The organism is Faecalibacterium sp. An192 (genome assembly GCF_002160175.1).
GTDB lineage: Bacteria > Bacillota > Clostridia > Oscillospirales > Ruminococcaceae > Faecalibacterium.
Genome location: NZ_NFKB01000002.1, coordinates 74912 through 88418, shown reverse-complemented (window position 1 = coordinate 88418; position 13507 = coordinate 74912). Strand labels below are relative to the sequence as shown.

Annotated in this window: 11 protein-coding genes; 6 read left to right on the top strand and 5 right to left on the bottom strand. The window is 62.7% G+C overall.

From position 1 onward, the window contains the following. Positions 1-40 precede the first annotated feature (40 nt). The 6 genes from B5F27_RS01285 (at position 41) to B5F27_RS01260 (ending at position 7163) form a co-directional block, all read left to right on the top strand. On the top strand, positions 41-529 hold the full coding sequence (locus B5F27_RS01285) for a MarR family transcriptional regulator (protein WP_087246507.1): 489 nt from the start codon (positions 41-43) through the stop codon (positions 527-529). 221 nt (positions 530-750) lie between these two features. Further along, on the top strand, positions 751-2502 hold the full coding sequence (locus B5F27_RS01280) for an ABC transporter ATP-binding protein (RefSeq protein ID WP_087364100.1): 1752 nt from the start codon (positions 751-753) through the stop codon (positions 2500-2502). Next, positions 2502-4424, top strand: a complete 1923-nt coding sequence (locus tag B5F27_RS01275; RefSeq protein ID WP_087364097.1) for an ABC transporter ATP-binding protein — start codon at positions 2502-2504, stop codon at positions 4422-4424. Before B5F27_RS01280 ends, B5F27_RS01275 begins: the two co-directional genes overlap by 1 nt. Positions 4425-4607: 183 nt before the next feature. Further along, a complete protein-coding gene (locus B5F27_RS01270; protein ID WP_087246504.1) occupies positions 4608-5435 on the top strand; it encodes a Cof-type HAD-IIB family hydrolase in 828 nt (275 codons plus the stop codon). A gap of 20 nt (positions 5436-5455) precedes the next feature. Beyond that, the gene (locus B5F27_RS01265; RefSeq protein WP_087364093.1) at positions 5456-6454 is read left to right on the top strand and encodes a 3'-5' exonuclease; all 999 of its coding nucleotides are present in this window, start codon (positions 5456-5458) and stop codon (positions 6452-6454) included. A 106-nt stretch (positions 6455-6560) separates the two neighbouring features. Continuing rightward, positions 6561-7163: a VTT domain-containing protein gene (locus B5F27_RS01260; RefSeq protein WP_087364090.1), complete on the top strand. Its 603-nt coding sequence runs from the start codon at positions 6561-6563 to the stop codon at positions 7161-7163. Between the two features lie 78 nt (positions 7164-7241). Here B5F27_RS01260 and B5F27_RS01255 read toward each other — a convergent pair whose 3' ends face one another. The 5 genes from B5F27_RS01255 to B5F27_RS01235 form a co-directional block, all read right to left on the bottom strand. Continuing rightward, positions 7242-8783 carry an ATP-binding protein gene (locus B5F27_RS01255; RefSeq protein WP_087364087.1) on the bottom strand — a complete coding sequence of 514 codons (1542 nt, stop codon included), beginning with the start codon at positions 8781-8783 and terminating at the stop codon, positions 7242-7244. An 11-nt stretch (positions 8784-8794) separates the two neighbouring features. Beyond that, positions 8795-10228, bottom strand: coding sequence for a VWA-like domain-containing protein (locus B5F27_RS01250; protein ID WP_087364084.1), 1434 nt, complete (start codon positions 10226-10228; stop codon positions 8795-8797). A 26-nt stretch (positions 10229-10254) separates the two neighbouring features. Further along, the gene (locus B5F27_RS01245; protein ID WP_087364081.1) at positions 10255-11280 is read right to left on the bottom strand and encodes a leucine-rich repeat protein; all 1026 of its coding nucleotides are present in this window, start codon (positions 11278-11280) and stop codon (positions 10255-10257) included. Between the two features lie 69 nt (positions 11281-11349). Continuing rightward, complete coding sequence (locus B5F27_RS01240) at positions 11350-11748, bottom strand: FMN-binding protein (RefSeq protein WP_087364078.1); 399 nt, start codon at positions 11746-11748, stop codon at positions 11350-11352. Between the two features lie 38 nt (positions 11749-11786). After that, positions 11787-13463 (bottom strand): glutamine--tRNA ligase/YqeY domain fusion protein, encoded by a 1677-nt coding sequence (locus B5F27_RS01235; protein WP_087246497.1) that lies wholly within the window; start codon positions 13461-13463, stop codon positions 11787-11789. Between the last annotated feature and the right edge of the window lie 44 nt (positions 13464-13507).

Here is a 13507-nt window from a genome sequence, read left to right as displayed (position 1 = left end):
TGTTCCTGTCCGTTTTGTTCAAAGGAGAACCGGTATGTGTATGCAGCGATCCGAACTCACCATCCCCGTGGAAGAAATGTTTAAAAAAACCCCCAAAGACCTGCCCCAGGTGGTCCCGGCCCAGATCCGCCGGGTCAACAACCTGATTTCCCGCCGCGTCAACTATTACAGCCGCCTCAACGGCGTGGAGGACGTCACCGCCATGCACGGCTGGATTCTGGCCTATCTGTATGAGTCCCGGGACCGGGAGGTCTTTCAGCGGGATGTGGAGCGGGCTTTTTCCATCACCCGCTCCACTGTCACCAACATCCTCCAGCTGATGGAGAAAAAGGGGTATATTCGCCGGATGAGCGTCCCCCAGGACGCCCGGCTCAAGCGCCTGGTGCTGACCGAGGAGGGCGCCCAGGCCCATCAGCAGATCATGCTCAGCCTCCGCCAGACCGATCAGTGCATTTCCAGCCTCCTCACCGAGGAGGAAAACACCGAGCTTCTCCGCCTGCTCAACAAGCTGCGGGCCGGGCTGGAGTGAATCCCGCTCCCCTGCGCCCGCTGTTGAACAAAATGTGAACAGACTTTAAAACCTTCCATAAACCGGTTGACAACCGGTTTATGTTTGGATACAATGTTCGATGCAAAACTTTTTTGTTCGAGAACGAACATTTCAACACACCGGGCAAAACCGACCGAACCCCCTGGCATCCCGCCGCAGGCTGGGCCGGCTGGGCCCCCAGAAGCAAGGAGGAATAACCCATGATTAAAAAGTTGGCCTCCCATCTCGGCGAGTACAAGCGCGCGGCCATGGTCACGCCGCTTCTGTCCGCGCTCGAGGCCGTCATGGACGTTCTGCTCCCCCTTCTGATGTCCTACATCATCGACCAGGGCATCGAGAAAGGAGACATGAACGCCGTCCTCAAGTATGGCCTGCTCACCTTCCTGGTGGCACTGTTCGCGCTGTTCCTGGGCCTGACGGCCGGGCGCATGGCGGCCAAGGCATCGGCCGGCTACGCCGGGAATCTGCGCGACGCCATGTTTGAGCGGATTCAGCACTACTCGTTCACCAACATCGACAAGTTCTCCACCGCCAGCCTGGTCACCCGCATGACCACCGACGTCACCAACGTGCAGAACGCCTTCCAGATGCTGATGCGCATGTGTGTGCGCGCCCCGGTTCACCTGATTTTCGCCCTGGTGATGTCGGTCATCATCAATCCCCATCTGACCGGCATTTTCCTGGTGGCCATCCTGTTCCTGCTGGTGGTGCTGTCCTGCATCATGTTCCCCACCATCAAGATCTTCGACCAGGTGTTCAAGAACTACGACAACCTGAACGCCTCGGTTCAGGAGAACGTGGCCGCCATCCGGGTGGTCAAGAGCTTTGTCCGGGAGCAGCACGAGGACGAAAAGTACACCAAGGCCTGCCAGGATCTGTACAAACAGTTCGTCAAGGCTGAGAGCCGCCTGAGCTTCAACAACCCCTCCATGCTGCTGGCCGTCTACGGCTGCAACCTGGCCCTGTCCTGGTTCGGCGCCCACTATGTCCTGAACGGTATCATTTCCACCGGCCAGCTCAACGCCCTGTTCGGCTACGTCATGAACATCCTGATGTCCCTGATGATGCTGAGCATGGTGTTCGTCATGCTGAGCATGTCGGCGGCCTCCGCCCACCGCATCATTGAGGTGCTGGACGAAACCACCGACCTGCCTCCCGCCAAGACCCCCGTCAACGAGGTCAAGGACGGCGGCGTGGAGTTCGACCACGTCACCTTCAAGTATAAGCACGGCACCGGCAAGCCGGTCCTCAGCGACATCACCTTCCGCATCCAGCCGGGTGAGACGCTGGGCATCATCGGCGGCACCGGCAGCGCCAAGTCCTCCCTGGTCCAGCTGATCCCCCGCCTGTACGACGTGGCCGAGGGCAGCGTCAAGGTGGGCGGCGTGGATGTCCGGGACTACAACCTGGACGTCCTGCGCCACGACGTCTCGATGGTGCTGCAGAAGAACGTGCTGTTCTCGGGCACCATCCTGGATAACCTGCGCTGGGGCGACGAGAACGCCACCGAGGCCGAGTGCATCGAGGCCTGCCGTCTGGCCTGCGCCGATGAATTCATCGAGCGCTTCCCCGACAAATACAATACATGGATTGAGCAGGGCGGCTCCAACGTGTCGGGCGGCCAGAAACAGCGCCTGACCATCGCCCGCGCCCTGCTGCGCAAACCCAAGGTCCTGATTCTGGACGACTCCACCAGCGCGGTGGATACCGCCACCGACGCCAAGATCCGCCAGGCCTTCCGTGAGAAGCTGCCCGGCACCACCAAGATCATCATCGCCCAGCGCATTTCCTCGGTGCAGGATGCCGACCGCATCCTGGTGCTGGACAACGGCCAGATCGACGGCCTGGGCACCCACGAGGAACTGTTGGCCACCAACAAGATCTATCAGGAAGTCTACACCAGCCAGACTCAGGGCGGCGGCGACTTCGACAAGCAGGGAGGTGAAGAATAATGGCCGCACAGAATGTCCGTACCGTTCATAATCCCCGGGGCATGGCCGGACGCCCCCGTCCCAAGGTAGCCAATCCCGGCAAACTGCTCAAACGGATCATGGGCGAGGTGTTCAAGCACTACGCCCCCCACTGCGTCATTGTTCTGATCTGCATTTTCCTCAGTGCCTTTGCCAACGTGCAGGCCAGTCTGTTCCTGCAGACCCTGATCGACGACTATATCGCCCCCATGCTGCAGCAGCAGAACCCCGACTTCGGGCCCCTGATCGGCGCCCTGGTCAAGGTGGGCTGCATCTACCTGCTGGGCATCCTGGCCTCCTGGGCCAATGCCCGCATCATGGTCAACGTGACCCAGGGCACCATGCGGAACATCCGCATTCAGCTGTTCACCCACATGGAGAGCCTGCCCATCAGCTACTTTGACACCCATCCCCACGGCGACATCATGTCGGTGTACACCAACGACGTGGATACCCTGCGCCAGATGCTCAGCCAGAGCATTCCCCAGCTGATTTCCAGCGTCATCACCATCGCCTCGGTCTTCATCAGCATGTGCATCCTGGATATCCCCATGACCATCCTGACCATGTGCATGGTGGCCCTGATGCTGTTCTGCTCCAAGAAGATCAGCGAACAGAGCGGCAAGTACTTCATCTCCCAGCAGCGCGACCTGGGCGCCGTCAACGGCTACATCGAGGAAATGCTGGAAGGCCAGAAGGTGGTCAAGGTCTTCACCCATGAGGACAAAACCCTGGCCGGCTTCCGCGAGCTGAACGGCAAGCTGAAGGAGAGCTCCATCCGCGCCAACGGCTACGCCAACATCATGATGCCCGTCAACGCCCAGCTGGGCAACGTCAGCTATGCGCTGTGCGCCATTCTGGGCGCAGCCCTGGCGGTGGGCGGCATCGGCGGCATGACCCTGGGCACCGTCATGGCCTTCCTGGCCCTGAACAAGAGCTTCAACATGCCCATCACCCAGGTGTCCATGCAGGCCAACAGCGTCATCATGGCGCTGGCCGGCGCCGAGCGCATCTACGCCATGATGGACGCCCCCAGCGAGACCGACGACGGCTACGTCACCCTGGTCAACGCCAAGTACGACAAGGACAACAACCTGGTGGAGACCAGCGAGCGGACCGGCATCTGGGCCTGGAAGCATCCCCACCACGACGGCACCCTCACCTACACCAAGCTGGAGGGTGACATCCGGTTCAATTCGGTGGACTTCGGCTATGTGCCCGAAAAGACGGTTCTGCACGACATCGAGCTCTACGGCCTGCCGGGCCAGAAGATCGCCTTTGTCGGCTCCACCGGCGCCGGCAAGACCACCATCACCAACCTGATCAACCGGTTCTACGACATCCAGGACGGCAAAATCCGTTACGACGGCATCAACATCCGCAAGATCAAGAAGGCGGATCTGCGCCGTTCTCTGGGCATCGTGCTGCAGGACACCCACCTGTTCACCGGCACCGTCATGGACAACATCCGCTATGGCCGTCTGGATGCCACCGATGAGGAGTGCATCGTGGCCGCCAAGCTGGCCAACGCCGACGGCTTCATCCGCCGCCTGCCGGATGGCTACAACACCATGCTGACCGGCGACGGCGCCAACCTGTCCCAGGGCCAGCGCCAGCTACTGGCCATCGCCCGGGCCGCCGTGGCGGATCCCCCGGTGCTGATTCTGGATGAGGCCACCAGCTCCATCGATACCCGCACCGAGGCGCTGGTCCAGGCCGGCATGGACGGCCTGATGTACGGCCGCACCACCTTCGTCATTGCCCACCGTCTGTCCACCGTCCGCAACTCCGACTGCATCATCGTGCTGGAGCAGGGCCGGATCATCGAGCGCGGCAGCCACGACGAGCTGATCGCCAAGAAGGGCAAGTATTACCAGCTCTACACCGGCAACCTGGCGGAGTAATCCAGCTTCTTCCAGTTCATGGCATTTTGAGCCAATTCAAGCGGTTTTTACCTGGCCCCGTTCCTCGGAGGAACGGGGTTTTTTAGCGTTTTTCCGGAAAAAACGATTTTCTCTCTTTAAACCTGCGCCGTTTTATTGTACAATAAAAGCTGAGACTGTTTACGAGAAGGAGAAACGCTCTTTATGGCGAAATCTGATATCCGCGTGCTGGCCCTTGACCTGGACGGCACCCTCACCAACGACGAAAAGCAAATCACTCCCCGCACCCGGGCTGCCCTGGACGCCGCCCTGGCCAAAGGGGTGACGGTGGTTCTGGCCTCGGGCCGGCCCACCGCCGGCGTCACGCCGGTGGCCCAGGACCTGGCTCTGGGCCAGCCCGGCCGGGCCGGCGCCATCCTGTCCTACAACGGCGGCGCCATTGTGGACTGCGGCCCCGGCCACCGGGTCCTGTGGCATCAGGACCTGCCCGCCGCCATGGTTCCCGCCCTGTGCGACTTTGCCGCCCAGCAGAACGTGGCCATTGTGACCTACAACAATCAGGGCATTGTCACCGAGCGCCCCGAGGACCCCTGGGCCCAGCGGGAAGGCTTCACCAACAAGCTGCCCATGATCAAAGTGGACAACCTGGCCGCCTACGTCAACTATCCGGTCAACAAAATGCTCATCACCCTGGACCCGGTCCGTCTGCCCCACGTGCTGAAGGCCGGCCTGGAGCGGTTTGCAGGCCAGATCGACCTGTATTCCTCCAGCCCCTTCTTCATTGAGGCGGTGCCCCTGGGCGTGGCCAAAGACCGCAGCCTGGCGGCCCTGCTGGACCGGATGGGCCTGACCCGGGACAACCTGATGGCCTGCGGCGACGGAATGAACGACCGCTCCATGATCCGTTACGCCGGGGTGGGCGTGGCCATGGCCAACGCCGAAGGCCCCGTCAAGGCCGAGGCCGACTACGTCACCACCGCCGACAACAACCACGACGGCGTTGCCGAAGCGGTGGAGCGATTCATACTATAAGAATGGGGAACAATACAATCATGCCTCAGCGCAACTTGGTTATCTTTGATTTGGAATGGAACATCGGCTACCATCCCTATACCTTCAACTATCACGGGGTCGAGCAGACCCTGCGGGGGGAGATCATTGAAATCGGCGCCGTCAAGATCGACGAAAAGGGCAATGTCCTGGACACCTTTTCGATCCATCTGCGGCCCCGGATCTTCCGCAAACTGCAGCATCACATCGCCAAGGTCACCGGCCTGACCCAGGCCGACCTGGACCGGGGCGAGCCCATCCTGCAGGGCCTGCGCCGCTTTATGAAGTGGTGCGGCCCCGACGCCGAATTTGCCGAGTGGGGCCTGGACGACGTGCCGGTCCTCAAACAGAATCTTTTCCTGTGCAACCTGGACGAGAGCCATCCCACCGTCTGGTACAACCTGCAGCAGATTTTCCTCAGCCAGTACCCCCGCAAGGAGGGGGACGGCCTGACCCTGGAGAGCGTGGTCACCCGTCTGGGCCTGCCCACCGACCGGCCCTTCCATGACGCCTTGTCCGACGCCCTCTACACCGCCGACATCTGCCGCTGCATCGACCTGGCCCGGGGCCTGGCCGAGTACCCCTCCGAGGAGGAGCAGCTGCGCCAGAGTCTCTGTCCGCCTCCGGGGGATTACCGGGACTTCCGCCTGTGGGAGGGCTATGTGGAGCAGTTCGCCTGGCGCAACGACCCCAGCCTTCTCCACGCCCAGTGCCCGGTCTGCGGCGCGGCCCTGACGCCGGATGAAATCTGGCTCAAGAAGGGCAGCAACAGCTGGTACACCCTGGCCCAGTGCCCCCACTGCGCCGGCACCGAAAGCGAAGCCGGACAGGGGGTGTTCCTGCGGTATAAATTGGCCCGCCGGGACGGCCTCCACTGGACCTATGCCCGCTGCCTTCAGATGCCCACCGAGGACCTGCTGACCAAATGGCACAAGCAGCGCCGCCAGCAGATGGACCGGCTCCACGCCGCCGAAGCCCGGGCCGCGGCCAAAGAGGAATAACCATCGTCATTTTGTCTTTTTGTGCAGGAACTTGACAATTCGTTCACTGGTTTGTCATATTCACTGGGTATACTAGAGACAGTCGGATACGATGGGAGGACAATACATGGAAGAAACGCTTCTTTATTGGAGCAATCAGATCACTTCGCTGGAGTTCTGGCAGTCGCTGCTGGACAGCTTTGTGGGTTTGGGTCCCTTTGTGCCCATCCTGCTGGCGATGGTGGAATCCTTTGTTCCTCCCCTGCCCCTCATCGCCATTGTGGCCCTGAACGTGGCAGCCCACGGGCCCATCATGGGCTTTCTGTACAGCTGGTGCGGCGTGGCCCTGGGCGGCATCCTGATGTTTGCCTTCTGGCGGCGGGTGGTCAAGCGTTTTTTCTGGCGCCACGCCAGCAAATACGCGTGGTTCCGCAAGGCCCAGGGCTGGGTCAGCAACTGCGACACCTCCACCCTGTTTACCCTGGCCATGCTGCCCTTCACCCCCACCTCTTTTCTCCACCTGACCTTCGGCATCTCGGATTTTGACGGCCGCCGGTATATCGCCACGCTGCTGGCCGGCAAATTCGTGATGGTGGCCATGATGGCCCTGTTTGGGGAGTCCCTCAGCAACGCCCTGGAGAACCCCCTCTATCTGATTCTGGCGGTGGCCCTGTGGGTGGGCATGTACTTTGCCTCCAAGGTGTTCTGCCGCAAGCATCATCTGGACTGATCCGGACACAAAAAGCAAAAACCCGCACAGCCTCCAAAGGGAGGCCCTGTGCGGGCTTTTTTGTTGCCTGTTTGAAATTTATCCGCGGAGCGGGTTGCGCAGCTCCTCGGCGGCCAGCTCGTGGTCCAGCGCGGCTTTCCGGCTGTCCAGCAGCAGGTCCTTGTTGTAGCGGAAATAGCGGTCGCAGCCGTTCTCGGTGATGAAGGTATGGGCTGCCGGCGACACCGTCAGCTCGGTGACGAAAATCACCATCTCCTGGCTCTCGCCAAAGGCCTGTTCCATGAAGTCGAAGGCAGCCTCCAGGGCGGCAGAAGCCTCCTCCTGGATCTTTTCCCGCTCATCGGCCAGCTCCTCAAAGTAGCTCCGCAGCAGGTCCAGCGCCTCCTTGGTTCCGGCGGCGTTGGCCCGGCGCAGTTTGCCGGCCCACTCCCGCAGGGCGGCGGCCACCCCCAGACGGTGGGCCAGGGCTTCCTTGTCCAGGGCGTTGGCGGTGCGCAGGCGGGCGGTCTCCGCCTCATAGTCCGAAATCTGCTGCTGCAGCATCCGTTCCGGGTCGGAGGGCTCGGCGTCGGGCAGCAGGGCCAGGTCCTGTTTGAGCTGACGCAGCAGGGCGTAGCAGTCGTCGGTCACCTGGTTGCGGCGGCAGGAGGCGGCAAAGCGGGATTTCAGCCCTGCCAGCATCAGGCTGACCAGGGACAGCCGCTCGTCAAAGGGCGCCTGCAGCAGCCGGGCAAAGGCCGTCGAACGGGGCTTGCCCGCCAGGATTTCCTCCACGCCGTAGTCGTCCCGGTACTTATAGTACAGGTCCAGATAGGAGGCGAAGTCCTCGGCGATCTGCTTGTGCTGCAGATACTGCCGGATCACTTCCTCGTCGGCCTGGAGGTCCAGGGATTCGTAGGTATCCAGCAGGTTGGACAGGTCCTCCCAGCCGCGGGCGGTGACGAACTGGGTGCCCTCCACGTCGGCGTTGATCTGGTAGAAGTTCTGGGGATGCAGCTCCAGATAGCTCAGGATGGCGCCGTGGATGCCCACCGCCCGGGCGTAATCCCGCCAGGCGGGAAGATCGGGCTCAATGTCCATCCGGCGGACGCGGTCCAGGGTGACGATGTCAAAATCCCGCACCGACTTGTTGTACTCGGGCGGGTTGCCCGCCGCCACAATCACCCAGCCCGCCGGCACCGCCTGGTTGCCGAAGGTCTTGCACTGCAAAAACTGCAGCATGGTGGGGGCCAGGGTCTCGGAGACACAGTTGATCTCGTCAATGAACAGGATGCCCTCTTTCAGGCCGGTGGTCTCCATCTTCTCATGGATGGAGGAAATGATCTCGCTCATGGTGTACTCGGTGACCGAGACATCCCGGTCGCCGTAGTGCTTCTGGCGGATGAAGGGCAGACCCACGGCGCTCTGGCGGGTGTGGTGGGTGATGGTGTAGGCCACCAGAGCCACCCCGCACTCCCGGGCGGCCTGCTCCAGAATCTGGGTCTTGCCGATGCCCGGAGGGCCCATCAGCAGGATGGGCCGCTGACGGATGGCCGGAATGGCATATTCCCCCAGGGCGTCCTTGGCCAGATAGGCCCGGACCGACCGCTTGATCTCATCTTTTGCACGCTTGATATTCATAGGCAGATTCCTCACGAATTGTTCAGGTCACGGTAGAGGTCCTGGTCCTCATCCAGGGCCGCAGCCAGGCTGCCGGCCGGGCTGGGAACTGAATCGGGCCGGGTGAACTCGTCCTCGTCCAGCACCACCTTGATGGCCCAGGGCGGCACATTGGCGTCGTCGAACTTGTCCCCCAAAAACAGGAACGCCGTCTCGTAGGCCGGGCGGCGGGCGGGATAGGTTCCCATGCCGTCGGTAAAATACAGCAGGCCCCGCAGGTTCTGGAACTTTTTCTCCTCGCACAGTTGAGTCACATAGGCGAAGGCGGGGCGGAAATCGGTTCCGCCGCCTCCCGCCAGCTCGAAATGGTTCATCAGGTCGATGAGCTCGTCCTCGGTGGTGACCAGATGGTCCCGCTGGACCTTGTTGTCGGCCTGAATGATGTGGAGGTTCATCCGGCGGAAAAAGTTCTCCCGCTGTTTCAGCAGGGCGTAAGTCTCGGACAAGAAGCTCCGCACCAGCGCGCCCGAGGTGGAATAACTGGTGTCGATGACCAGGGCGATCTCCTCGATCTTTTTGCTCTCCCGGGTCTCCACCGGCTCAATGAGGGGCATGTTTCCGTAGACCGACAGCCCGTAGGTGTAGAAGTTCAGATCAAAGGTGTCGGGGTCCAGATGGGGTTCCTCCCGCAGCACGCAGAACCGGCGCAGAAAATCCCGGTAACTGCTGCGGCTCCGGTTGGCGGCCTTCACCGCCTCGGCCAGATTGCCGGCGTTGGCGCCGGCCTCTTTGTCGTTCAGCTCCAGCTCGGTCTCCATCCGCCGCCCGATCTTCTGCCAGGTCTTTTGGAGCTGGGGGGACGGGGCGGGCTGGTTGGGCTGGCCGGGCTTGGGCCACAGACGGTGGTCGTCGGCGTAGAACTCCCGGGCCAGCTGTTTCTGGACGCCGGGGGTCTGAGTCAGCAGCCAGCGGTAGGCCGGGGCTGCCGCCGCCACATGGCCTCCCTCGGTGAGGGCCTCATAGGCCCGGCGGCGGACGTAGGTCAGGGGCCGCAGGATGCTCTTGCGCCCCAGGCCGTCGATGACGTTTTCCACCGCCAGGTCGCAGGCCACATGCCACAGAGCCGGGTCCCGGCTGCCCTGCAGCCAGAGATGTCGGAATACGCAGTGGAATATTGTGTGAAGATATAACCGTTTGAGGTATTTTGGGTTTTCCCGGTAGAGCCGCAGCAGGGCGCTGGGCTGATAGAACAGGCTCTGGCCATCGGTGGCCAGGACGCCGCACCGCTCGTCGGGAACGGGGGTCAGGGCCCCCAGGGCCTGATCCAGAAAGCGGAAGTCCAGGTACAGCTCGCTGCGCAGCACAGCCAGCACCTCGCCGCCCATCCGGGCCTGCCATTCCTCATGGGTTTCGGGCCGGGCCGACTGAAAGGGCGCGTTGAAATCCACCGGTGCTTTGCGGGCCATACAGATCACCTCCCGGAATATTTATCTCAAAAATCATCAAATGTATAACGTCGTTTGGGCCGGGCGGGCCGGGCGCGGTACTCCGCATCCGCCAGCAGGGCGGCAGACTGGGCGGCTCCGGCCTGCTGGGCTGCCGCCGAGGCAGCTGCCAGGGCCGGACCGTCCAGGACGTTCAAGGCCAGCAATGCCCCCAGCGCTTCCCGGTCCTGGGCCCGGATGAGGGCCGCGGCCACCGCCGCCCCCTGCTGGGCCAGGAAGACCCGGTAACGCCCGGCAGCCTCCTCCCCCAGCTGCCAGGGATACCGCAGCCGGTCCAGGCAGAGGAGGGCCATATAGGTGGGATCATCCCCGCCGTGGCCCTGGGCAAAGATGGCGTCGTACTCCTCGCAGCGCAGCCGTCCGTCCCGGAAACACTGGCGGTAGTGATACCCCTGGCCCGAGAAGGTGTGGAGCAGAATGTGGGCGGGGGTCTCCTCAATGTCCTCCCAGTACTCCGGGTAGCGGAACACCGCCGCGGTGTCCCCTTCGGGCCCGTCCGGCAGGAAAACCGCCCGCAGGTTGCTGGAAATGTTGTTGACGATGGCAAACAGGCCGGTGACCGCGTCGGGCTGGGCGCAGACCCGGACCTCGGTCAGGGCAAAGCAGTTGAGAAAGACATCGCTGCCCACCGCCAGAGGCCCGTCCCCCACCGTCATCCGGCGAAGGGCCCGGCAGTTGTAGAAGGCGCAGCTGCCCACCTCCCGCAGGGAGGCCGGAAGGGTGATTTCCTCCAGGAAGTTCCCCGCCACCGGGTGCAGGTCCTCCGACTTGGAGGCAGGACCGGCGTACACCGGCCGGCCTTCGCCGTCCCACCCACAGCGGAGCAGCTGTCCCGGCATCCGGTCCCGGACGGTTCCCGCAAAGCAGTAGCCTCCCAGCCGGGCCAGGGGCAGAAGCTGCCCCTCGGGGCCGGGCAGAGCCTCGGGCAGGGTGAGGATGGGTTCCTCCCCGTAGGCCCGGGCCAGAGCCGCTGTGCCGTCGGGCTGCACCGTATAATCAAAGGTATACCGCATGGATGCCTCCCTTCAAAACAAAGCGCTCCCGCGGCGTGTTGCCGCCGGGAAGCGCTTTTTTCCTGTGAATCAGCCCGCAGCCTGGGCCAGACAGTCATCCATACCGGCGAGAACCGCCTCGCTGGTATAGGTGCTGCCGGACACCACGTCCACGTTGGCAGAGGAGCCGGCCTCGGTCAGGGCAGTGGCCAGCTGGGCAGCGGCCACGCCGCCCAGAGCGGGGGTCTCGCCCGAGGCATCCGCCTGGACATCCGACACCATCCCGCTGGAGATGGTGACGGTGACGGTCACCTCACTGAGGTAGCCCTGCTGCACCGAGGTGTACACCCCATCCAGCAGCAAAACGTTGTTGGGGTTTTCGCCGCCGGGCAGCGGGTTCGTGTTGTGGATATAGAACACCAGGCTGAGCGCCATCAGAACGGTGACGACAGCCATCAGCAGAGCATTGCGCAAAAACCGTTTCGGCATTGTGGCAAGGCCCTCCTTTCCTCATGGTTTGAATTGGATCACTGGGGGCATTCCACCGGCTTGGCGGGCTTGAAGCTGTCCCGCAGGGTGACCACCCGGTTAAAGACGCCGGGGTGCTTGGAATCGGGGGTGAAGAAGCCGTTGCGGACAAACTGGAACTTGTCCCCCGGCTTGGCGTCGGCCAGAGCCATCTCCAGCTTGCAGCCGGAGCAGACGGTGACGCTGTCCTGATTCAGGAAATCCCGGTAGCTGGTGCCCTCGGGGAGGTTGTTCATGTTCTCGCGGGTGAACAGCTTGTCGTACAGGCGGATCTCGGCCTCGATGCAGTGGGCGGCGCTGACCCAGTGGATGGTGCCCTTGACCTTGCGGCCGTCAGCGGGATTGCCGCAGCCGGTCTCCAGGTCGGCGGTGCAGTGGATGGCGGTGACGTTGCCCTCGGCATCCTTGTCCACGCCGGTGCACCGGACGATATAGGCGCCCATCAGGCGGACTTCGCTGCCGATGGTCAGGCGCTTGAACTTGGGAGGCGGCACCTCTGCGAAGTCCTCCGACTCGATCCAGACCTCACGGCTGAAGGTCACCTCACGGGTGGAGCTGTCGTTGGCTTCCCGGTTGGGGTTGTTGGCCAGGGCAAAGGTCTCGGTCTTGTCCTCGGGGTAGTTGTCCACGATCAGCTTGACCGGGTGCAGCACCGCCACACGGCGCTGTGCGTTCAGGTCCAGCTCGCTGCGGACGCAGGCCTCCAGCTGGCGCATATCGATCAGGTTGTCGCACTTGGCGATGCCGGCCTCCCGCACAAAGGTGAAGATGGAGGAGGGGGTATAGCCGCGGCGGCGCAGGCCGCAGAGGGTGGGCATCCGGGGATCGTCCCAGCCGTCCACAATGCCCAGCTCCACCAGCTCACGCAGGTAGCGCTTGCTCATGACGGTATTGGTCATGTTCAGGCGGGCGAACTCCCGCTGTTTGGGGAACTCGGTGCCAAAGATGTTGGTGATGACCCACTCGTACAGGGGGCGGTGGTTCTCAAACTCCAGGCTGCACATGCTGTGGGTGATCCCCTCGATGGCGTCCTGAATGGGGTGGGCAAAGTCGTACATGGGGTAGATGCACCACTTGTCCCCCTGGCGGTGATGGCTCTCGTACTTGATGCGGTAGATGGCCGGGTCACGCATATTCATGTTGGGGCTGGCCAGGTCGATCTTGGCCCGCAGGGTCTTTTCGCCCTCCTTGAACTCACCGGCCCGCATCCGGCGGAACAGGTCCAGGTTCTCCTCGGGGGTGCGGTCACGCCAGGGCGAGGGACGGCTGGGCTTGCCGGCGTCGGTGCCGCGGTACTCCCGCATCTCGTCCCGGGTCAGGTCGTCCACGTAGGCCTTGCCCTCCAGGATCAGCTTCTCGGCGTAGGCGTAGCACTGCTCAAAGTAGTCGCTGCCGTAGAAGATGCCGCCGTTGGGATCGGCGCCCAGCCAGTGCAGGTCCTCCAGGATGCTGTTGACGTACTCCACGTCCTCACGGGCGGGGTTGGTGTCGTCCAGGCGCAGGTTGAATTTACCGCCGTAGGCCTTGGCGATGGACCAGTTGATATAGATCGCCTTGGCGCTGCCGATGTGCAGGTAGCCGTTGGGCTCCGGCGGGAACCGGGTGTGGACCTCGCTGACCTTGCCTTCGGCCAGGTCGGCGTCGATGATATCGGTCAAAAAGTTTTTGTCTGCCATAATACAGTTCTCCCTCATACTGCTCGCTGCTCGGATATCGTCCC